Annotated in this window: 21 protein-coding genes and 1 pseudogene; 12 read left to right on the forward strand and 10 right to left on the reverse strand. The window is 52.1% G+C overall.

What is annotated here, in order from left to right:
* Nucleotides 1-85 precede the first annotated feature (85 nt).
* Nucleotides 86-304 (forward strand): protein SlyX, encoded by a 219-nt coding sequence (locus C1192_RS14590; protein ID WP_001153620.1) that lies wholly within the window; start codon nt 86-88, stop codon nt 302-304.
* Nucleotides 305-352: 48 nt separating this feature from the next.
* Here C1192_RS14590 and slyD read toward each other — a convergent pair whose 3' ends face one another.
* From slyD to kefG, 4 genes are all read right to left on the reverse strand, one after another.
* Nucleotides 353-943 (reverse strand): peptidylprolyl isomerase, encoded by a 591-nt coding sequence (slyD, locus tag C1192_RS14595; RefSeq protein WP_000861334.1) that lies wholly within the window; start codon nt 941-943, stop codon nt 353-355.
* Nucleotides 944-1,037: 94 nt separating this feature from the next.
* Nucleotides 1,038-1,238, reverse strand: coding sequence for a YheV family putative zinc ribbon protein (locus C1192_RS14600; RefSeq protein ID WP_001007731.1), 201 nt, complete (start codon nt 1,236-1,238; stop codon nt 1,038-1,040).
* Nucleotides 1,239-1,247: 9 nt separating this feature from the next.
* Entirely contained in the window at nt 1,248-3,053 is a 1,806-nt protein-coding gene (kefB, locus tag C1192_RS14605) for a glutathione-regulated potassium-efflux system protein KefB (RefSeq protein ID WP_038355358.1), read from the reverse strand.
* Nucleotides 3,053-3,604 (reverse strand): glutathione-regulated potassium-efflux system ancillary protein KefG, encoded by a 552-nt coding sequence (gene kefG / locus C1192_RS14610; protein WP_001517205.1) that lies wholly within the window; start codon nt 3,602-3,604, stop codon nt 3,053-3,055. Before kefG ends, kefB begins: the two co-directional genes overlap by 1 nt.
* Nucleotides 3,605-3,733: 129 nt before the next feature.
* Between kefG and C1192_RS14620 the strand changes: the two genes are divergently transcribed.
* Genes C1192_RS14620 through C1192_RS14635 form a run of 4 tightly spaced genes read left to right on the forward strand, consistent with a single transcriptional unit; the run spans nt 3,734 to nt 7,804 of the window.
* Entirely contained in the window at nt 3,734-5,647 is a 1,914-nt protein-coding gene (locus C1192_RS14620; protein ID WP_000634831.1) for an ABC transporter ATP-binding protein, read from the forward strand.
* Nucleotides 5,647-6,669: a hydrolase gene (locus C1192_RS14625; RefSeq protein WP_038355357.1), complete on the forward strand. Its 1,023-nt coding sequence runs from the start codon at nt 5,647-5,649 to the stop codon at nt 6,667-6,669. The genes C1192_RS14620 and C1192_RS14625 overlap by 1 nt, the downstream gene beginning before the upstream one ends.
* Nucleotides 6,663-6,881 carry a YheU family protein gene (locus C1192_RS14630; protein WP_000907082.1) on the forward strand — a complete coding sequence of 73 codons (219 nt, stop codon included), beginning with the start codon at nt 6,663-6,665 and terminating at the stop codon, nt 6,879-6,881. Before C1192_RS14625 ends, C1192_RS14630 begins: the two co-directional genes overlap by 7 nt.
* Before the next feature lie 53 nt (nt 6,882-6,934).
* On the forward strand, nt 6,935-7,804 hold the full coding sequence (locus C1192_RS14635; RefSeq protein ID WP_001274686.1) for a phosphoribulokinase: 870 nt from the start codon (nt 6,935-6,937) through the stop codon (nt 7,802-7,804).
* Nucleotides 7,805-7,858: 54 nt separating this feature from the next.
* On the opposite strand, the gene C1192_RS14640 is transcribed toward C1192_RS14635, so the two are convergent.
* Nucleotides 7,859-8,263 (reverse strand): OsmC family protein, encoded by a 405-nt coding sequence (locus C1192_RS14640; RefSeq protein ID WP_001148907.1) that lies wholly within the window; start codon nt 8,261-8,263, stop codon nt 7,859-7,861.
* Nucleotides 8,264-8,564: 301 nt separating this feature from the next.
* On the opposite strand from C1192_RS14640, the gene crp reads away from it, so the two are divergent.
* Entirely contained in the window at nt 8,565-9,197 is a 633-nt protein-coding gene (gene crp / locus C1192_RS14650; RefSeq protein WP_000242755.1) for a cAMP-activated global transcriptional regulator CRP, read from the forward strand.
* A 50-nt stretch (nt 9,198-9,247) separates the two neighbouring features.
* Nucleotides 9,248-11,338: a YccS/YhfK family putative transporter gene (locus tag C1192_RS14655; RefSeq protein WP_038355356.1), complete on the forward strand. Its 2,091-nt coding sequence runs from the start codon at nt 9,248-9,250 to the stop codon at nt 11,336-11,338.
* Nucleotides 11,339-11,447: 109 nt separating this feature from the next.
* Here the strand turns inward: C1192_RS14655 and argD are convergent, their stop codons facing one another.
* The 5 genes and pseudogenes from argD to ppiA all read right to left on the reverse strand — a co-directional run bounded on the left by argD (nt 11,448) and on the right by ppiA (nt 14,784).
* On the reverse strand, nt 11,448-12,668 hold the full coding sequence (argD, locus tag C1192_RS14660; RefSeq protein WP_000190011.1) for a bifunctional acetylornithine/succinyldiaminopimelate transaminase: 1,221 nt from the start codon (nt 12,666-12,668) through the stop codon (nt 11,448-11,450).
* Nucleotides 12,669-12,753: 85 nt separating this feature from the next.
* A complete protein-coding gene (gene pabA / locus C1192_RS14665) occupies nt 12,754-13,317 on the reverse strand; it encodes an aminodeoxychorismate synthase component 2 (RefSeq protein WP_038355355.1) in 564 nt (187 codons plus the stop codon).
* Nucleotides 13,318-13,411: 94 nt separating this feature from the next.
* Nucleotides 13,412-13,950 (reverse strand): annotated as a pseudogene (locus tag C1192_RS14670) (putative adenosine monophosphate-protein transferase Fic); the annotation flags it as partial.
* Complete coding sequence (ficA, locus tag C1192_RS14675; RefSeq protein WP_000736867.1) at nt 13,940-14,107, reverse strand: FicA/YhfG family antitoxin; 168 nt, start codon at nt 14,105-14,107, stop codon at nt 13,940-13,942. The pseudogene C1192_RS14670 and the gene ficA, both read right to left, overlap by 11 nt.
* A gap of 104 nt (nt 14,108-14,211) precedes the next feature.
* Nucleotides 14,212-14,784: a peptidylprolyl isomerase A gene (gene ppiA, locus C1192_RS14680; protein WP_000477213.1), complete on the reverse strand. Its 573-nt coding sequence runs from the start codon at nt 14,782-14,784 to the stop codon at nt 14,212-14,214.
* A 264-nt stretch (nt 14,785-15,048) separates the two neighbouring features.
* Between ppiA and tsgA the strand changes: the two genes are divergently transcribed.
* The 5 genes from tsgA to cysG all read left to right on the forward strand — a co-directional run bounded on the left by tsgA (nt 15,049) and on the right by cysG (nt 21,678).
* Nucleotides 15,049-16,230 (forward strand): MFS transporter TsgA, encoded by a 1,182-nt coding sequence (gene tsgA / locus C1192_RS14685; RefSeq protein WP_000185221.1) that lies wholly within the window; start codon nt 15,049-15,051, stop codon nt 16,228-16,230.
* Between the two features lie 260 nt (nt 16,231-16,490).
* The gene (gene nirB, locus C1192_RS14695; protein ID WP_038355354.1) at nt 16,491-19,034 is read left to right on the forward strand and encodes an NADPH-nitrite reductase large subunit; all 2,544 of its coding nucleotides are present in this window, start codon (nt 16,491-16,493) and stop codon (nt 19,032-19,034) included.
* On the forward strand, nt 19,031-19,357 hold the full coding sequence (gene nirD / locus C1192_RS14700; protein WP_000084764.1) for a nitrite reductase small subunit NirD: 327 nt from the start codon (nt 19,031-19,033) through the stop codon (nt 19,355-19,357). Before nirB ends, nirD begins: the two co-directional genes overlap by 4 nt.
* 123 nt (nt 19,358-19,480) lie before the next feature.
* The gene (gene nirC, locus C1192_RS14705; RefSeq protein ID WP_000493561.1) at nt 19,481-20,287 is read left to right on the forward strand and encodes a nitrite transporter NirC; all 807 of its coding nucleotides are present in this window, start codon (nt 19,481-19,483) and stop codon (nt 20,285-20,287) included.
* A gap of 17 nt (nt 20,288-20,304) precedes the next feature.
* Nucleotides 20,305-21,678 carry a siroheme synthase CysG gene (cysG, locus tag C1192_RS14710; RefSeq protein WP_000349875.1) on the forward strand — a complete coding sequence of 458 codons (1,374 nt, stop codon included), beginning with the start codon at nt 20,305-20,307 and terminating at the stop codon, nt 21,676-21,678.
* The last annotated feature ends 228 nt before the right edge of the window (nt 21,679-21,906 follow it).

Here is a 21,906-nt window from a genome sequence, read left to right on the forward strand (position 1 = left end):
AGTTTCGATGCCACAAAATGAGTGCTGTCTCTGGCAACAAAGTTAAGTAGAATCCGCGGCGACCATTCGACAAAAGAGGTGAATCATGCAGGATTTATCAATGGAAGCACGCCTGGCAGAGCTGGAGAGCCGACTGGCTTTTCAGGAAATCACCATTGAAGAACTGAACGTCACGGTGACCGCTCATGAAATGGAGATGGCAAAACTGCGCGATCATCTGCGTCTGCTGACCGAGAAGTTAAAAGCCAGTCAGCCGTCGAACATCGCGTCACAGGCTGAAGAAACGCCACCTCCGCACTATTGAGGCGAAAAAAAGCGGGGAATTCCCCGCTTTTTTGTCACCTGTTCTGCCTTAGTGGCAACCGCAACCGCCGTTACCTTTACCGCCACAGCAACCTTCGCCACCGTGTTCATGACCGTGATCGTGGCCATGACCGCCGCAGCAACCGTCGTGGTCGTGATCGTGGTGATGATCGTGCGCACCATGAACGTGACCGTGAGCCAGTTCCTCTTCGGTCGCTTCACGAATCGCCACAACTTCAACGTTGAATTTCAGATTCTGACCAGCCAGCATGTGGTTACCGTCAACCACAACGTGATCGTCTTCAACGGCAGTGATTTCAACCGGTACTGGACCCTGGTCGGTTTCAGCCAGGAAGCGCATACCCACCTGCAGTTCGTCAACGCCCATAAATACGTCTTTAGGAACGCGCTGAACCAGGTTTTCGTCGTACTGACCGTAAGCGTCGTTCGCGCCAACAGCTACATCAAATTTGTCGCCAACTTCATGACCTTCCAGCGCCGTTTCCAGGCCAGAGATCAGGGAACCGTGACCATGCAGGTAGTCCAGCGGCGCACTCACCGGAGACTCATCAACCAACACACCGTCTTCTGTACGTACCTGATAGGCCAGGCTGACCACCAGGTCTTTTGCTACTTTCATGATATCTCCTGAGCATGGGAAGAATTGTGGCGCAGATTGTAGCGGAATTCTGCAGCCGTGTACTCACTAGCTTAAAAAAACTCAGCGCATATCGCTAGTCCGGATAAAAAATCCCGATAACTTGCTCATCTTTGCGAACGTGATCGCGGGCTTCTTTATCCGCTTCCCGCATTTGGTGTCCGCACTTAACGCATTCAACAATATCAATATTATTTTCGCGCCACATCGCCATTGAATCCTGCGCCTGACAGGCTGGACATTTTGCACCAGCGATAAAGCGTTTTCGTATTGCCATATTCACCCTCTACTCAAATTCATCCCAGCCGTCGAACTGACGTCGTTCTTGTTGCATCTCACGCTGGAAAATCTCTTCCAGTTCGCGTCGGGCTTCCCTGGCGCGAGAAATTTGTACGGTATCGGCATGCATCGGGATTAACTCCCGCAACATACGCATATCCAGGCGACGAAAATGGAGCTGTGCCCGCTGTGCCTGATGCGGGTGCATCCCAAGCGTAACCAGCGTTTTGCGCCCCAGCTCTAACGCACTGGAGAATGTTTCACGGGAAAACTGCGTCACCCCTGCCTGTAATAACTCATGCGCTTCCACACGTCCGCGCGCTCGCGCAAGAATATGCAAATGCGGGAAGTGTTGCTGGCATATTTCCACCAGTTTCATGGTGTCTTCCGGTTCATTGCAGGTAATGACGATGGATTCTGCGGCTTCTGCACCCGCAGAGCGCAACAGGTCAACTTGCGTAGCGTCGCCGTAATATACTTTGTAGCCATATTTGCGCATCAGGTTAACCGCGCTGATATCCCGCTCCAGCACGGTAATGCGCATTTTATTCGCCATCAGCAAACGACCAATCACCTGACCAAAACGTCCGAAGCCCACCACAATCACTTGCGGTTTATCATCGTTTACCCACGGTTTTTCATCCTCTTCTTCCGGGGCGTTGAACTGGCGGGATAGCCACTTATCCACAAGCTTCATCAACAGCGGTGTGGTTATCATGGAAAGCGTAACTGTCACCAACAACAGCGCCATCTGATCGCCCTGAAACAATCGTTGTGAAGAGGCTGTAGAAAAGAGCACAAAGGCAAACTCACCGCCCTGACTCAGCACACCAGCAAACTGCATCCGCTCGGAGCTGCGCACGCCATACAGCCTCGCCAGCAGATACAGCACGAGAATTTTCACCGCTACCAGCACAACCACACTTATCACCACCCACAGAAGATGGGTATAAAGCACCCCAAGGTTGAGCGACATCCCGACGGAGATAAAAAACAGTCCAAGCAGCAAGCCTTTAAACGGATCGATAGCCGTTTCCAGTTCATGGCGATATTCGCTCTCCGCCAGCAACACGCCCGCAATAAACGTACCGAGCGCCATCGACAGCCCCAGCGCATCCATAAATAACGCAGACCCCAGCACCAGCAGTAACGTCGCGGCGGTGAATACTTCCCGCACACCTGAAGCCGCAATAAAGCGAAATACCGGGCGCAGCAAATAGCGCCCGCCGATCAACATGCCGACAAACGCCAGCACCTTCATGCCGACCTTCATCCAGTTGAAATGTTCGTCTGCCGATCCCGCCAATAACGGCACTAACGCCAGCGCCGGGATCACCGCCAGATCCTGAAACAGCAACACCGAGAAACCTAACTGACCGGATTCGCTGCGATTCATCCCTTTCTCGCGCATTAGCTGCAACGCCATTGCGGTTGAAGACATCGCCAGACCAATTCCCCCCACAACTGCCGCCTGCCAGGCGAAATCCGTCAGCATCAATAATCCTGCCAGCAACGCCGCGCTTAACAGCACCTGCGCTGCGCCGACGCCAAAAATGGAGCGCCGCAATTGCCAGAGCTTGGAAGGATTCAACTCGAGCCCGATGATAAACATCAGGAACACCACGCCAAGTTCCGAAAAGTGGAGGATCTCATCGACGTCGCTAATAAACCCCAGTCCCCACGGACCAATCGCAATTCCAGCCAGCAAATATCCCAACACCGCACCAATGCCCAGCCGCGATGCCAGTGGCACCGCAGCCACCGCCGCGAAGAGAAACAGCACTCCTGCAAGTAAAAAATCGGAACCTTCCATCAGCGACCTCCCACGGGCAGCGGATTTGCCAGCCAGTCGCTGTAGGCTCTGGCGTGACTCGCCAGCTCCTGTGCGCTTTGCCGTCTCGCCCAGTAAATAATGATGGGGCTTAACCAATGCATCCGGCACATGCCCGCCGCTAGTTCAAAGGGGCGCAGAACATCGCTCATCGGATAACGATTCAGCGCGTCATAACGGTAGGCACTTTCTGGTTCGCCGGTGGTGATCACGCTACGCCAGTACTTTCCCGCCAGTTGGTTTCCTCCCGGCCCGCTGGCAAACCCACGGCTTAACACCCGATCAAGCCACTCTTTCAGTAACGCCGGGCAACTGTAGGTATAAAGCGGATGCTGAAAAACAATCACCTCGTGCTCACGCAGTAATGCCTGCTCACGGGGAATATCAATAAAAAAATCGGGATAGTGCGCGTAAAGGTCGTGCACGGTAACATTGCTGAGCTGCGTGGCCGGTTTAAGCAGTACCCGGTTTGCCACCGAGTCCTGAGATTCCGGATGGGCATACAGCAGCAAAACTTTCGCTGGCTGAGACATCATCCCCCTCCCGGTATGGTTTTGTGTATAGTCGCTGTTTTGGGCTACCATTGCGCCCGGAGCGGCAGCTCGCCCATACACTACATTATCATAATGATAATTTAACATAGTCTGAACATACGGCGCCTTATGATTGTTTTCTCCTCGTTACAAATTCGTCGCGGCGTGCGCGTCCTGCTGGATAATGCCACCGCCACTATTAACCCTGGCCAGAAAGTCGGCCTGGTGGGTAAAAACGGCTGCGGTAAATCTACCCTACTGGCATTGCTGAAAAATGAAATCAGCGCCGACGGCGGCAGCTACACCTTTCCTGGTAGCTGGCAACTGGCGTGGGTGAATCAGGAAACGCCGGCGCTACCGCAAGCGGCACTGGAATATGTCATTGATGGCGACCGCGAATATCGCCAACTGGAAGCGCAACTTCAGGATGCTAACGAACGTAACGACGGACATGCCATTGCGACCATTCACGGCAAGCTGGATGCTATCGACGCGTGGAGTATTCGCTCCCGCGCCGCCAGCCTGCTGCATGGCCTCGGTTTCAGCAATGAGCAACTGGAGTATCCGGTGAGCGATTTCTCTGGTGGCTGGCGAATGCGCCTTAACCTCGCCCAGGCACTGATTTGCCGTTCAGACTTGCTGCTGCTCGACGAACCGACTAACCACCTCGATCTCGATGCAGTTATCTGGCTGGAAAAATGGCTGAAGAGCTATCAGGGCACGCTGATCCTTATCTCTCACGACCGCGACTTCCTCGATCCGATCGTTGATAAAATCATTCATATCGAACAACAAAGCATGTTCGAGTACACCGGCAACTACAGTTCGTTTGAAGTGCAGCGCGCCACCCGTCTGGCGCAGCAACAGGCGATGTACGAAAGCCAGCAGGAGCGCGTGGCGCATCTGCAAAGTTATATCGACCGTTTCCGCGCCAAAGCCACCAAGGCGAAGCAAGCCCAGAGCCGCATTAAGATGCTCGAGCGCATGGAGCTGATTGCCCCCGCGCACGTCGATAACCCTTTCCGTTTTAGCTTCCGCGCGCCGGAAAGCCTGCCTAATCCATTGCTGAAGATGGAAAAGGTCAGCGCGGGTTATGGCGATCGCATTATTCTCGACTCGATCAAACTGAATCTGGTCCCCGGTTCGCGCATTGGTCTGTTAGGCCGCAACGGCGCAGGTAAATCAACATTAATCAAATTGTTAGCCGGTGAACTTGCGCCGATTAGCGGTGAAATTGGCCTGGCGAAAGGGATTAAACTCGGTTACTTCGCCCAGCATCAACTGGAATACCTGCGCGCAGATGAATCGCCCATTCAACATCTGGCGCGTTTAGCACCGCAAGAGCTGGAACAAAAACTGCGAGACTACCTCGGTGGCTTTGGTTTCCAGGGCGATAAAGTAACGGAAGAAACCCGCCGTTTCTCCGGTGGGGAAAAAGCACGGCTGGTGCTGGCGCTGATCGTCTGGCAGCGTCCGAATCTGCTGCTGCTCGACGAACCGACCAACCACCTTGACCTCGACATGCGCCAGGCACTAACCGAAGCGTTGATCGAGTTTGAAGGCGCACTGGTTGTCGTTTCGCACGACCGTCACTTACTGCGTTCCACCACTGACGATCTCTATCTGGTTCACGATCGTAAAGTCGAACCGTTCGATGGCGATCTGGAGGATTATCAACAGTGGTTGAGCGACGTTCAGAAGCAGGAAAACCAATCTGACGAAGCGCCGAAAGAAAACGCTAACAGCGCCCAGGCACGTAAAGATCAGAAGCGTCGGGAAGCAGAGCTGCGTGCGCAAACCCAGCCGCTACGTAAAGAAATCGCCCGTCTGGAAAAAGAGATGGAAAAGCTGAATGCACAACTGGCACAGGCAGAAGAAAAATTGGGCGACAGCGAGCTATATGACCAGAGCCGTAAAGCAGAACTGACCGCTTGTCTGCAACAGCAAGCCAGCGCCAAATCCGGGCTGGAAGAGTGCGAAATGGCATGGCTGGAAGCCCAGGAGCAACTGGAACAAATGCTGCTGGAAGGCCAAAGCAACTAATGGCGCAAGTAACGACGACCGATCTTAACGACGCCAGCAGTAGTGCTGAATTCACCCCCATGCGTGGCTTCAGTAATTGCCATCTGCAAACCATGCTGCCGCGTCTGTTTCGTCGTCAGGTGAAATTCACCCCACACTGGCAGCGGCTGGAATTGCCTGACGGTGATTTTGTCGATCTCGCGTGGAGTGAAGATCCCACACAAGCGCAACATAAACCGCGTCTGGTGGTTTTTCATGGTCTCGAAGGCAGTCTGAATAGCCCTTACGCACATGGTCTGGTCGAGGCAGCGCAAAAGCGTGGTTGGCTTGGCGTAGTGATGCATTTTCGCGGTTGTAGCGGTGAACCAAACCGGATGCACCGCATTTATCACTCTGGTGAGACGGAAGATGCCAGTTGGTTTTTACGCTGGCTGCAACGCGAATTTGGTCATGCGCCAACGGCTGCCGTGGGCTATTCGCTTGGCGGTAATATGCTGGCTTGTCTGCTGGCTAAAGAAGGCAATAACGTCCCGATTGAGGCGGCGGTAATTGTCTCCGCGCCGTTTATGCTGGAAGCCTGTAGCTATCACATGGATAAAGGCTTCTCCCGCGTTTATCAGCGTTACCTGGTGAATCTGTTAAAAGCCAATGCAGCGCGTAAACTGAAGGCGTACCCCGGAACACTGCCGATAGATCTCTCGCAGTTGAAATCGGTGCGCCGCATCCGCGAATTTGACGATCTGATCACCGCCAAAATTCACGGCTATGCTGACGCCATCGACTATTATCGTCAGTGTAGCGCCATGCCGCTGCTCAATCGGATCGCCAAACCGACACTAATTATTCATGCCAAAGACGATCCGTTTATGGATCATCAGGTGATCCATAAACCGGAAAATTTACCCACGCAGGTGGAGTATCAACTGACCGAACATGGCGGTCACGTTGGCTTCATTAGCGGTACGTTACTCCACCCGCAAATGTGGCTTGAGTCACGCATTCCTGACTGGTTATCAATGTATCTGGAGGCGAAATCATGTTGATTCCCTGGCAAGACCTCTCCCCCGAAACGCTGGAAAATTTAATTGAAAGTTTTGTGTTACGCGAAGGCACAGATTATGGTGAACATGAGCGTACACTTGAACAGAAAACCGCCGACGTCAAACGCCAGCTACAATGCGGAGAAGCGGTGCTGGTATGGTCGGAGCTGCACGAAACGGTCAATATCATGCCGCGTAGTCAGTTTCGCGAATAACCTGCAACCGTCGGCGGACAAGATAATAATGATAGCCAGGTCATGGAGTTACTATGTCTGCCAAACATCCGGTCATTGCAGTAACAGGATCCAGCGGCGCGGGGACCACCACCACCAGCCTCGCGTTTCGTAAAATATTCGCGCAGTTAAATCTGCATGCAGCCGAGGTGGAAGGCGACAGTTTTCACCGTTACACCCGCCCGGAAATGGACATGGCGATCCGCAAAGCGCGCGATGCCGGGCGGCATATCAGCTACTTCGGTCCCGAGGCCAACGACTTCGGCCTGCTGGAACAAACCTTCACTGAATACGGGCTGAGCGGCAAAGGCCAGTCGCGCAAATATCTGCACACCTACGATGAAGCCGTGCCGTGGAACCAGGTGCCCGGTACGTTTACCCCGTGGCAGGCGCTGCCAGAACCGACCGATGTGCTGTTTTATGAAGGATTGCACGGCGGCGTGGTTACGCCACAACATAACGTCGCGCAGCATGTAGATTTATTGGTTGGGGTCGTGCCTATCGTTAACCTGGAGTGGATTCAAAAACTCATCCGCGATACTGGCGAGCGCGGACACTCACGAGAAGCAGTGATGGACTCGGTAGTGCGCTCAATGGAAGACTATATCAACTACATCACGCCGCAGTTTTCCCGCACTCATATCAACTTCCAGCGCGTCCCCACTGTTGACACGTCTAACCCTTTCGCTGCAAAAGGCATCCCGTCGTTGGATGAAAGTTTTGTGGTGATTCATTTTCGTAATCTGGAAGGGATCGATTTCCCTTGGCTGCTGGCGATGTTACAAGGCTCATTCATTTCCCACATCAATACGTTAGTGGTGCCGGGAGGTAAAATGGGTCTGGCAATGGAGTTAATTATGCTGCCGCTGGTACAACGACTGATGGAAGGGAAGAAAATCGAGTAAATGTTCTTATATGCCGGATAAAATAATATCCGGCATCATATTTTAATCATTAAATCACGCGGCTATCACTTCATAGGAGTGGGTAATATTCACGGCTTTCTCTAGCATCAGCGCTACCGAACAATACTTCTCGGCAGAGAGATCCACCGCTCGCGAAACCGCCGCGTCCTTCAGGTCGTGACCTGTGACGATAAAATGCAAATTGATGTGCGTAAACAGGCGCGGTGCCTCTTCGCGACGTTCAGAGGTCAATTTTACTTCACAATCGACCACATCCTGACGCCCTTTTTGCAGGATAGAAACCACATCAATGGCGCTGCAACCGCCTGCCGCCATCAACACCATTTCCATCGGACTTGGCGCTTTATCGCCAGAATTACCGTCCATTAAAATCTGGTGACCCGAGGCTGACTCGCCCAAAAAAGTTAACCCTTCGACCCACTTCACACGCGCTTGCATAATCGGAACTCCATTGCGTCAATTTTCCTGACAGAGTACGCGTACTGACCAAATCGCGCAACGGAAGGCGACCTGGGTCATGCTGAAGCGAGACACCAGGAGACACAACGCGAAAGCTATGCTAAAACAGTCAGGATGCTACAGTAATACATTGATGTACTGCATGTATGTAAAAGACGTCACATTACCGTGCAGTTCAGTTGATAGCCCCTTCCCAGGTAGCGGGAAGCACATTTCGGCAATCCAGAGACAGCGGCGTTTTCTGGCTCTGGAGAAAGCTTATAACAGAGGATAACCGCGCATGGTGCTTGGCAAACCGCAAACAGACCCGACTCTCGAATGGTTCTTGTCTCATTGCCACATTCATAAGTACCCATCCAAGAGCACGCTTATTCACCAGGGTGAAAAAGCGGAAACGCTGTATTACATCGTTAAAGGCTCTGTGGCAGTGCTGATTAAAGACGAGGAGGGTAAAGAAATGATCCTCTCCTATCTGAATCAGGGTGATTTTATTGGCGAATTGGGCCTGTTTGAAGAAGGCCAGGAACGTAGCGCATGGGTACGTGCGAAAACCGCCTGTGAAGTAGCTGAGATTTCCTACAAAAAATTCCGTCAATTAATTCAGGTGAACCCGGATATTCTGATGCGTCTCTCCGCACAGATGGCGCGTCGTCTGCAAGTCACTTCAGAGAAAGTGGGCAACCTGGCATTCCTCGACGTTACAGGTCGTATTGCACAGACACTGCTGAATCTGGCGAAACAACCCGATGCCATGACTCACCCGGACGGTATGCAAATCAAAATTACCCGTCAGGAAATCGGTCAGATTGTTGGCTGTTCTCGTGAAACCGTGGGACGTATTCTGAAGATGCTGGAAGATCAGAACCTGATCTCTGCACACGGAAAAACCATCGTCGTTTACGGCACCCGTTGATCCCATCGGAGTGCCGCGTTACCTGGTAGCGCGCCGTTTTGTTTAAGCCGATGTGGCGCAGACTGATTTATCATCCCGACATCAACTACGCACTACGACAAACACTGGTGCTATGTTTGCCCGTGGCCGTTGGTCTATTGCTTGGCGAATTAAGACTCGGGCTGCTCTTTTCTCTCGTCCCCGCCTGTTGCAATATTGCGGGGCTTGATACTCCTCATAAGCGTTTTTTCAAACACTTAATCATTGGTGCGTCGCTGTTTGCCACTTGTAGCTTGCTAACGCAACTGCTGCTGGAAAAAGATATCCCCCTACCCTTTCTGCTGACGGGGTTAACGTTGATACTTGGCGTCACTGCTGAGTTAGGGCCATTGCATGCAAAATTACTTCCCGCATCGCTACTCGCCGCCATTTTTACCCTCAGTCTGGCGGGATATATGCCGGTCTGGGAACCGTTGCTCATCTACGCGTTAGGCACGCTCTGGTATGGACTGTTTAACTGGTTCTGGTTCTGGCTCTGGCGTGAGCAACCGTTACGCGAGTCGCTTAGCCTGCTGTACCGTGAACTGGCGGATTACTGTGAAGCCAAATACAGCCTGCTTACTCAGCACACCGATCCCGAAAATGCTCTGCCACCATTGTTGGTGCGTCAGCAAAAAGCGGTCGATTTAATTACCCAGTGTTATCAGCAAATGCATATGCTTTCCGCGCAAAATAATACGGACTACAAGCGGATGCTGCGTATTTTCCAGGAGGCGCTGGACTTACAGGAACATATCTCGGTCAGTTTGCATCAGCCGGAAGAGGTGCAAAAGCTGGTCGAGCGGAGCCATGCGGAGGAAGTTATCCGCTGGAATGCACAAACTGTCGCCGCCCGCCTGCGCGTGCTGGCTGATGACATTCTTTATCATCGCCTGCCGACACGTTTTACGATGGATAAGCAAATTGGCGCGCTGGAAAAAATCGCCCGCCAGCATCCGGATAACCCCGTGGGACAATTTTGCTACTGGCACTTTAGTCGCATCGCCCGCGTGCTACGAACGCAAAAACCACTTTATGCCCGCGATCTGCTGGCAGATAAACAGCGGCGAATGCCGTTACTCCCGGCGCTGAAAAGCTATCTTTCCCTGAAATCGCCAGCGCTGCGTAATGCCGGACGATTGAGTGTGATGCTAAGTGTTGCCAGCCTGATGGGCACCGCGCTGCATTTGCCGAAATCCTATTGGATATTAATGACGGTATTATTGGTGACGCAAAATGGTTATGGCGCTACTCGCCTGCGGATTGTGAATCGTTCTGTGGGAACCGTGGTCGGGTTAATCATTGCGGGTGTTGCGCTGCACTTTAAAATTCCCGAAGGTTACACCCTGACGTTGATGCTGATTACCACGCTCGCCAGCTATCTGATATTGCGTAAGAACTACGGCTGGGCGACGGTCGGTTTTACCATTACCGCTGTGTATACCCTGCAACTGCTGTGGCTGAATGGTGAGCAATACATCATCCCACGCCTCATTGATACCATCATCGGCTGTCTGATTGCCTTCGGTGGCACGGTATGGCTGTGGCCGCAGTGGCAGAGTGGTTTACTGCGCAAGAACGCCCATGACGCCTTAGAAACTTACCAGGAGGCTATTCGTCTGATCCTCAGTAAAGATCCGCAACCCACGCCACTTGCCTGGCAGCGAATGCGGGTGAATCAGGCGCATAACACCCTGTATAACTCGCTGAATCAGGCGATGCAGGAACCGGCGTTTAACAGCCATTATCTGGCAGACATGAAACTGTGGGTAACACATAGTCAGTTTATTGTTGAACATATCAATGCCATGACCACACTGGCGCGGGAACACCGGTCATTGCCGCCGGAACTGGCGCAGGAGTACTTGCAGTCTTGTGAAATCGCCATTCAGCGTTGTCAGCAACGACTGGAATATGATGAACCGGGTAGTTCTGGTGACGCCAATATCATCGACTCGCCAGAGATGCTGCCACACGAAGGTGCGTCCGGCACGCTGGAGCAGCATTTACAACGCGTTATTGGCCATCTGAATACGATGCACACCATTTCAGCAATGGCCTGGCGGCAGCGACCACACCACGGGATTTGGTTGAGTCGCAAGTTGCGGGATTCGAAGGCGTAATTTATTCATCGCCAGAACAAAATCGAGGGTCAGATAAGGCACATACGCCGTATCCGACGCCCTTTGCCTGGTGCGACGCTTACCGCGTCTTATCAGGCTTACTCCCGTTTTACGCCGCAATCACCTTCGCCACTGCGCGGGCAAAACGCTGCATCCCTTCGTCGATATCCGCATCTTCCACCACCAGCGACGGCGCAAAACGCACCACATCTGGTCCGGCGTTCAGCACCATTACACCTGCATCCGCACCCGCATAAAGGAAATCACGCGCCTTACCTTTGTATTGTGGTTTCAACTCCGCACCAATCAACAGCCCCATGCCGCGAATATCGCTAAACACATCGTACTGCTGATCAATCTTCTGCAAATGCTCAACAAAACGCTGACGTTTCGCCTGAATGCCTTCCAGCACGACCGGCGTATTGATGATATCAAACGCCGCCCCAGCGACCGCACAGGCTAGTGGATTACCACCGTAGGTGGAACCGTGCGAGCCAGGATGAAACGCAGACGCAATCTCCGCCGTGGTCAGCATGGTGCTAATCGGGAAACCACCGCCTAACGCTTTGGCGGAGGTCAGGATATCCGGCGTCACGCCGTAGTGCATATAGGCAAATAAATCGCCTGTCCGCCCCATCCCGCACTGCACTTCATCAAATACCAGCAATGCCTGATGTTGATCGCACAGTTCACGCAAGCCCTGCAGAAACTCCGGCGTCGCAGCCGTCACGCCGCCCTCGCCCTGAATCGGCTCAACAACCACTGCGCAGGTATGATCATCCATCACTGCTTTCACCGCGTGGAGATCGTTAAAGGGAACATGAATAATGTCTGCCGGTTTTGGCCCAAAGCCGTCAGAATATTTCGGCTGGCCGCCCACCGAGACGGTAAACAATGATCGGCCATGAAAGGCGTTATGGAAGGCAATAATTTTGGTTTTGAACGGGCTATGGCGCACACAAGCGTAATGACGTGCCAGTTTAAAGGCAGTTTCGTTGGCTTCCGTCCCGGAGTTCATAAACACCACTCGTTCGGCAAAGGTCGCCTCAATCAGTTTACGCCCAAGACGTAATGCTGGTTCATTGGTGAAAACGTTGCTGATATGCCACAAGGTTTCGCCCTGGGTTTTTAACGCTTCCACCAGCGCCGGATGGCAATGACCTAACGCCGTAACCGCAATCCCCCCCGCGAAATCGACATACTCCTTACCCTGTTGATCCCAGATTCGGCTACCCTGGCCTTTTACCGGAATAAACTCTGCCGGTGCATAAATCGGCAGAATCACTTCATCGAAAGTCGCGCGTGTAATTGCTGTTTGTTCAGTTGCCATCTCATGATCACCCTGTTACGCATAAATCATTATGAAATTATAATCACAAAATATGCATAAAAAATCATTAAATGGCAACCAGAAATCAGCGATGCAGGAAATTAGCCAGCAACTGATGCCCCTGTTCGCTAAGAATACTTTCCGGATGAAATTGCACCCCTTCGAGATCCCACTGGCGATGGCGAATCCCCATAATCTCGTGGGTCTCGCTCCAGGCGGTCACTTCAAAACACTCCGGCAGCGAGTCGGGGTCCACCACCAGTGAATGGTAGCGCGTCACGGTTAATGTATTTGCCAGCCCCTGAAATACGCCTTCGCCGTTATGCGTAATGGGTGAGGTTTTGCCGTGCATTACCTTTGCGGCGCGTACCACTTTAGCGCCGAAAACCTGCGCCATCGCCTGATGCCCCAGGCAAACGCCAAGAATCGGCAACCGTCCGGCATAGTGACGAATAACCTCAAGGGAAATCCCGGCTTCATCTGGCGTACAGGGTCCAGGCGATATGACAATTTTCTGCGGTTTAAGGGCGTCAATATCCGTCAGCGTCAACGCATCGTTGCGCTTAACCAGCACATCCGTCCCCAGTTCACAAAAATACTGGTAGAGGTTCCAGGTGAAAGAATCGTAGTTATCAATAAGCAGGATCATGGCGGCTCCGGTACGAAAGAACCGCGCTATTTTACTCAGATTCCCCGGCTTCGCTTACCACTTTGCTAAATATCGTCTTCAGCGCAGAGAGATCGCCCATTGCCCCGCTCTGATTAGCCTGATTCCACACCTCTTTTTCGATGCCCTGCCAGCTCAATTGATAGCCAGCATGAATCGCCAGTTGTTCGAAGAAGATACGCTGCGCAAGGCCACTTCCCGCGCGGAATGGGTGCAGGACGTTGATTTCACAATAGTAGTGTGCCAGCCGCTCAACGAACTTCTCTTTCTCAAGGCCGACCAGATAACCTTCTTCCTCCAGATCCTGCATAGGGCATTGCCCTCTTTTTCGATATAGGCAAAGTGGCAGAATGGTGTATCTCCTTGATAAATGTCAACTTCGCGTAATTGGCCCGCCCAGTCGAAAATATCCTGATAAAGCTGGCGATGAATAGCACGCAAATGGGGTAAACCGCGCATCAGCGGACCAAGCTCAATGGTCGCGGCGCGCAGCGCCGTCATTTCGTAAGCGGCCTGCTCCAGTCTCTGCTGTTGGCGGATATCCAGTCGGTTACGCATGATGTCGAGGCCAGGATAAAGATACGGGTCGCGCCCTTCTCCGAACTTATCGCTCATAGTGTCTCCTTAGCTCTTCAAGGCGCACCAAAGCCTCAGCGGCAGTAAGCGTCACCAAGGGGCTCTCGACACCTTCGAGACGGCGGCTGGCCTGGAAATTACGATTACGCTGAAGTTCCCAAAGACGGGACTTTTGCTTATCGGTGAGTTTCTTCACTTGATGCCTCCCTGAACGTGTCCGTTTGCCACAAGTATAAGCGGCAAATGCAGGTTACGCCGGGAGAGCAGATGCGCGGACAATATTGCCCGCGCGAGAAATCGTTACGGCAGGACTTTAGCGGAAAGGATAACGACCGGCTTTGACGGCACATTCTGGTATGGACCAACATCATGAGTCGGCACCTGGGAAATCTTGTCTGCGACATCCATCCCTTTTACCACTTTACCAAAGACGGCGTAGCCGAAATCACGCTGGCCGTGGTCGAGGAAGGCGTTATCGGCAACGTTAATAAAAAACTGGCTGGTTGCGCTGTCTTTATCAGCAGTACGCGCCATAGCAATCGTGCCGCGCGTGTTGCGCAGACCGTTATCAGCTTCATTTTTGATCGGCGGATTCGGTTTTTTCTGCTGCATCTGCTCGGTGAAACCGCCGCCCTGAATCATAAAGCCCGGGATCACCCGGTGAAAAGTGGTGTTGTTATAAAAACCGCTGTTCACATAATCGACAAAGTTTTGCACTGATACCGGTGCTTTCTGGCTATCCAGCTCCAGTTCGATATTACCAGCAGAGGTTGTTAACAATACGTGCGGGTCCCCTTTCGCTGCCATTGCTACAGGTGAGAGAGCAGAAAGAGCGAAAACAGCTACAAAAGCTGCCAGGGTCGATTTGAACATGAGATTTCCTTAACAGAGCAGAAAAAAAGCAAGTGAAGAGATTCTAAATAGCCTTCAATGACAAGGCCATTCCTTTACCTAATTTTACGTACTTGAAATATATGTAACCTGATGATCACTTATATTCCGTGATCAGAATCACTTTAAATATTGCAAATTAGCAACCGTTTGCAATTAGATATTTAATCAGATCACAAAATCACCTAAAATCGCCCGCTCGCGGCATACCCACTATGCCATTTTCTCTTTCAACGCAGGCCAATCATGACTAACAGCAATCGCATTAAGCTCACATGGATTAGCTTTCTTTCCTACGCACTCACCGGTGCGTTGGTTATTGTCACCGGGATGGTGATGGGGAATATTGCAGATTATTTCCATCTGCCCGTTTCCAGTATGAGTAACACCTTCACCTTCCTCAATGCCGGAATTTTAATCTCTATCTTCCTCAACGCCTGGCTGATGGAAATCGTCCCGCTGAAAACGCAGTTACGTTTTGGCTTTCTCCTGATGGTGCTGGCGGTTGCTGGTTTGATGTTCAGCCACAGTCTGGCGTTGTTCTCGGCGGCGATGTTCATCCTCGGGGTGGTCAGTGGTATCACCATGTCGATTGGTACGTTCCTGGTTACACAAATGTATGAAGGGCGTCAGCGCGGTTCTCGCTTGCTGTTTACCGACTCCTTCTTCAGTATGGCCGGGATGATTTTCCCGATGATCGCGGCATTTTTGCTGGCACGTAGCATTGAGTGGTACTGGGTTTATGCCTGCATCGGGCTGGTGTACGTCGCTATTTTTATTCTGACCTTCGGCTGTGAGTTCCCGGCACTGGGCAAACATGCGCCAAAAAATGACGTTCCGGTAGTGAAAGAAAAATGGGGGATTGGCGTGCTGTTTCTCTCCATTGCGGCGCTGTGCTACATCCTCGGTCAGTTAGGTTTTATCTCCTGGGTGCCGGAGTACGCCAAAGGTCTGGGCATGAGCCTGAACGACGCAGGAACGCTGGTAAGCAACTTCTGGATGTCGTACATGGTCGGCATGTGGGCCTTCAGCTTTATTCTGCGTTTCTTTGACCTGCAACGTATTCTGACCGTGCTGGCAGGACTGGCCGCGATTCTGATGTATGTCTTTAACACTGGAACACCGGCACATATGGCGTGGTCTATTCTCGCTCTGGGCTTCTTCTCCAGCGCGATCTATACCACCATCATCACCCTGGGTTCACAGCAAACCAAAGTGCCGTCCCCAAAACTGGTTAACTTCGTCCTCACCTGCGGAACCATCGGCACCATGCTGACCTTTGTGGTTACTGGCCCGATTGTAGAGCATAGCGGTCCACAGGCGGCGCTGCTCACTGCAAATGGTCTGTACGCTGTGGTATTCGTGATGTGCTTCCTGCTGGGTTTTGTCAGCCGTCACCGTCAGCATAACACCCTGACCTCTCATTAATTGCCAATATCGGGCGGCGCTTTCGTCGTCCGGTTTTTTCCTCTCTTCCCCTCAACCTATCCTCATATCTTTAAACTCTCTTATTTTGTCTATTTTTTGCACACACACGAAATGTCAGACAATTCCGTAACTTAAGAATATTTATACAAATCAGTAATATACTCCTTAAGAGGTATATAAAGGTGAATTTGATTTGCATCAATAAGTGGGGTTGCTGAATCGTTAAGGTAGGCGGTAATAGAAAAGAAATCGAGGCAAAAATGAGCAAAGTCAGACTCGCAATTATCGGTAACGGTATGGTCGGCCATCGCTTTATCGAAGATCTTCTTGATAAATCTGATGCGGCCAACTTTGATATTACCGTTTTCTGTGAAGAACCGCGCATCGCTTATGACCGCGTACACCTCTCGTCTTACTTCTCTCACCACACTGCCGAAGAGCTGTCGCTGGTGCGCGAAGGCTTTTATGAGAAACACGGCATTAAAGTTCTGGTCGGTGAGCGCGCGATTACCATCAACCGTCAGGAGAAGGTGATCCACTCCAGCGCCGGACGTACCGTTTATTATGACAAGCTGATCATGGCGACCGGTTCCTACCCGTGGATCCCGCCGATCAAAGGTTCTGATACCCAGGACTGTTTTGTCTATCGCACCATTGAAGACCTCAACGCCATTGAATCCTGCGCCCGTCGCAGCAAGCGCGGTGCCGTTGTTGGTGGCGGCCTGTTAGGTCTGGAAGCCGCTGGCGCGCTGAAAAACTTAGGCATTGAAACCCACGTTATCGAATTTGCCCCTATGCTGATGGCGGAACAGCTTGATCAGATGGGCGGCGAACAGCTTCGTCGCAAAATCGAAAGCATGGGCGTGCGCGTTCACACCAGCAAAAACACCCTCGAAATTGTGCAGGAAGGTGTCGAAGCACGTAAAACCATGCGTTTTGCCGACGGTAGCGAGCTGGAAGTTGACTTTATTGTCTTCTCTACCGGTATCCGTCCGCGCGATAAGCTGGCGACTCAGTGTGGCCTGGACGTGGCTCCGCGTGGGGGTATCGTTATTAACGATTCCTGCCAGACTTCCGATCCGGATATCTACGCCATCGGTGAATGCGCAAGCTGGAACAACCGTGTGTTTGGTCTGGTAGCACCGGGCTACAAAATGGCTCAGGTGGCTGTTGACCACATTCTTGGTAGCGAAAACGCATTTGAAGGTGCAGATCTTAGCGCCAAGCTGAAACTGCTGGGCGTAGACGTGGGCGGTATTGGCGATGCGCATGGTCGTACACCAGGCGCGCGTAGCTATGTTTACCTCGACGAAAGCAAAGAGATTTACAAACGTCTGGTTGTCAGCGAAGACAACAAAACGTTGCTCGGTGCGGTACTGGTGGGCGATACCAGCGACTATGGCAACCTGCTGCAACTGGTACTGAACGCCATTGAACTGCCGGAAAACCCGGACTCGCTGATCCTGCCTGCCTACTCTGGCAGCGGTAAACCGTCTATCGGTGTTGATAAACTGCCGGACAGCGCGCAAATCTGCTCCTGCTTCGACGTCACCAAAGGCGATCTGATTGCTGCCATCAACAAAGGCTGCCACACCGTTGCAGCGCTGAAAGCCGAAACCAAAGCGGGTACAGGCTGCGGTGGTTGCATTCCGTTGGTTACTCAGGTGCTGAACGCCGAACTGGCGAAACAGGGCATCGAAGTCAACAACAACCTGTGCGAACACTTCCCATATTCGCGCCAGGAACTGTTCCATTTGATTCGCGTTGAAGGCATTAAAACCTTCGAAGAACTGCTGGCAAAACACGGCAAAGGCTACGGTTGTGAAGTGTGTAAACCCACCATCGGTTCGCTGCTGGCGTCCTGCTGGAACGAATACATTCTGAAACCGCAGCATACTCCGTTGCAGGATTCTAACGATAACTTCCTCGCTAATATCCAGAAAGACGGCACCTATTCGGTGATCCCGCGTTCTCCGGGCGGTGAAATTACCCCGGAAGGTTTGATGGCTGTAGGTCGTATCGCACGTGAATTTAATCTCTACACCAAAATCACCGGCTCCCAACGTATTGCGATGTTTGGTGCACAGAAAGACGATCTGCCGGAGATCTGGCGTCAACTGATTGAAGCGGGATTCGAAACCGGTCATGCCTATGCGAAAGCGCTGCGTATGGCGAAAACCTGCGTGGGTAGCACCTGGTGCCGCTACGGTGTTGGCGACAGCGTCGGCCTCGGCGTAGAACTGGAAAACCGCTACAAAGGCATCCGCGCACCGCACAAAATCAAGTTCGGTGTCTCTGGTTGTACCCGTGAATGTTCAGAAGCGCAGGGCAAAGACGTAGGTATCATCGCCACTGAAAAAGGCTGGAACCTGTACGTTTGCGGTAACGGCGGCATGAAACCGCGTCATGCGGATCTGCTGGCAGCGGATATCGATCGCGAAACGCTGCTCAAATATCTCGACCGCTTCATGATGTTCTACATCCGTACTGCCGACAAACTGACCCGTACCGCACCGTGGTTAGAAAACCTCGAAGGCGGCATCGATTACCTGAAAGCGGTGATCATTGATGACAAACTGGGTCTGAACGCACATCTGGAAGAAGAGATGGCGCGCCTGCGTGAAGCTGTAGTGTGTGAGTGGACTGAAACGGTCAATACGCCGTCTGCACAGACTCGCTTCAAGCACTTCATCAACAGCGACAAGCGTGACCCGAATGTGCAGATGGTGCCTGAGCGCGAACAGCACCGTCCGGCAACGCCGTATGAACGTATTCCGGTAACTCTGGTGGAGGACAACGCATGAGCCAGTGGAAAGACATCTGCAAAATCGATGACATCCTGCCTGAAACCGGCGTCTGCGCGCTGTTAGGTGACGAGCAGGTGGCGATTTTCCGTCCGTATCACAGCGACCAGGTGTTTGCTATCAGCAATATCGATCCGTTCTTCGAATCCAGCGTACTGTCACGCGGGCTGATTGCGGAACATCAGGGTGAGCTGTGGGTAGCCAGCCCGCTGAAAAAACAGCGTTTTCGCTTAAGCGACGGCTTGTGCATGGAGGACGAACAGTTCTCCGTCAAGCATTACGAAGCACGAGTGAAAGACGGCGTAGTACAACTGCGCGGTTAATGTTTTAACGGGAGGCGCAATGCCTCCCCTTTTTGCATTGTCCTGTAATAACCTTCGGTATATTGCAGGACATTTTTTAAACTCTTTGTTTTATTTTTGTTTTTATTTTTTAAGGATAATCAAATGTTTACAGACACTATCAATAAGTGTGCGGCGAACGCTGCGCGCATCGCACGCCTGTCGGCAAATAACCCGCTTGGCTTTTGGGTCAGCTCCGCAATGGCGGGAGCTTATGTGGGTCTTGGGATCATCCTGATTTTCACGCTCGGCAATTTGCTCGATCCGTCCGTGCGTCCGCTGGTGATGGGGGCAACTTTTGGTATCGCCTTAACGCTGGTGATTATCGCCGGTTCTGAACTGTTCACCGGACACACCATGTTCCTCACCTTTGGGGTGAAAGCAGGCACCATCAGCCACGGGCAAATGTGGGCAATTCTGCCGCAAACCTGGCTGGGTAATCTGGTCGGTTCCATCTTCGTAGCGATGCTCTATAGCTGGGGCGGCGGTAGCCTGCTACCGGTGGATACCAGCATCGTCCATTCTGTCGCGCTGGCCAAAACCACCGCACCAGCAATGGTACTGTTCTTCAAAGGCGCATTGTGTAACTGGCTGGTTTGCCTGGCAATCTGGATGGCGCTGCGCACCGAAGGCGCGGCGAAATTTATCGCTATCTGGTGGTGTCTGCTGGCGTTTATCGCCTCCGGCTATGAGCACTCCGTTGCCAACATGACGCTGTTCGCTCTCTCCTGGTTCGGCAACCATAGCGAAGCCTACACTCTGGCGGGCATTGGTCATAACCTGCTGTGGGTGACGCTGGGTAATACTTTATCTGGCGCCGTATTCATGGGATTGGGTTATTGGTATGCTACGCCGAAAGCTAATCGTCCGATTGCGGACAAATTTAATCAAACTGAAACGGCTGCAGGTTAATCAGTAAGGGGTTTTACGTGGATCATTTGCCTATATTTTGCCAATTACGCGATCGCGACTGTCTGATTGTCGGCGGCGGTGATGTCGCGGAACGCAAAGCCAGGTTGCTGTTGGACGCAGGCGCTCGCTTAACGGTGAATGCATTAGCGTTTATTCCGCAGTTTACCGCATGGGCAGATGCTGGCATGTTAACCCTCGTCGAGGGGCCATTTGATGAAAGCCTTCTCGATACCTGTTGGCTGGCGATTGCGGCTACTGATGATGATGCGCTTAACCAGCGCGTCAGCGAAGCCGCTGAATCTCGTCGTATCTTCTGTAACGTGGTAGATGCACCGAAAGCCGCCAGTTTCATTATGCCGTCCATTATCGACCGCTCACCGCTAATGGTAGCGGTCTCCTCCGGCGGCACATCTCCAGTCCTGGCGCGCCTGCTGCGCGAAAAACTCGAATCACTACTGCCTCTCCATCTGGGTCAGGTGGCAAAATATGCCGGACAGTTACGCGGTCGGGTGAAACAGCAGTTCGCCACAATGGGTGAGCGTCGCCGTTTCTGGGAAAAACTGTTCGTCAATGACCGTCTGGCGCAGTCGCTGGCGAACAACGATCAGAAAGCCATTACTGAAACTACCGAACAGTTAATCAATGAGCCGCTCGATCATCGTGGTGAAGTGGTGCTGGTTGGCGCAGGTCCAGGCGATGCCGGGCTACTGACGCTGAAAGGCCTGCAACAAATTCAGCAGGCTGATGTGGTGGTCTACGACCGTCTGGTTTCTGACGATATTATGAATCTGGTACGCCGCGATGCTGACCGCGTTTTCGTCGGTAAACGCGCGGGATACCACTGCGTACCGCAGGAAGAGATTAACCAGATCCTGTTGCGGGAAGCGCAAAAAGGCAAACGCGTGGTGCGTCTGAAAGGCGGCGATCCGTTTATTTTCGGGCGTGGCGGCGAAGAGCTGGAAACGCTGTGCAATGCAGGCATTCCGTTCTCGGTGGTTCCGGGCATTACCGCAGCTTCTGGTTGCTCTGCCTATTCGGGTATTCCGCTAACACATCGCGATTACGCCCAGAGCGTGCGCTTAATCACCGGGCACTTAAAAACGGGTGGCGAGCTGGACTGGGAGAATCTGGCGGCAGAAAAACAGACGCTGGTGTTCTATATGGGGCTGAATCAGGCCGCGACCATTCAGCAAAAGCTGATTGAATACGGAATGCCAGGTGAAATGCCGGTGGCGATTGTCGAAAACGGTACGGCGGTTACGCAACGCGTGATTGACGGTACGCTCGCGCAACTCGGTGAACTTGCGCAGCAAATGAACAGCCCGTCTTTGATTATTATTGGTCGGGTCGTTGGCCTGCGCGATAAATTAAACTGGTTCTCTAACCATTAATTTTAAAAAAATTATCTAAGGCCGGATATTTCTGGCCTTTTTATTTACAATAATCACCATATTAATTTTTATTTTCATCAGACATAAAACAACTTTTTAACTAATTTGTTTTTTAACAACTCCCCACAGTTACAGTGGCTTACAAATATAATTGAATTATTAATAGTCCACTCACTGACGTGTCATAGATATTCCTGTATTGTCTCTAACGAGCTGTTTGCTTATATT

Origin of the sequence: Escherichia marmotae (assembly GCF_002900365.1) — a bacterium.
Classification (GTDB): domain Bacteria; phylum Pseudomonadota; class Gammaproteobacteria; order Enterobacterales; family Enterobacteriaceae; genus Escherichia; species Escherichia marmotae.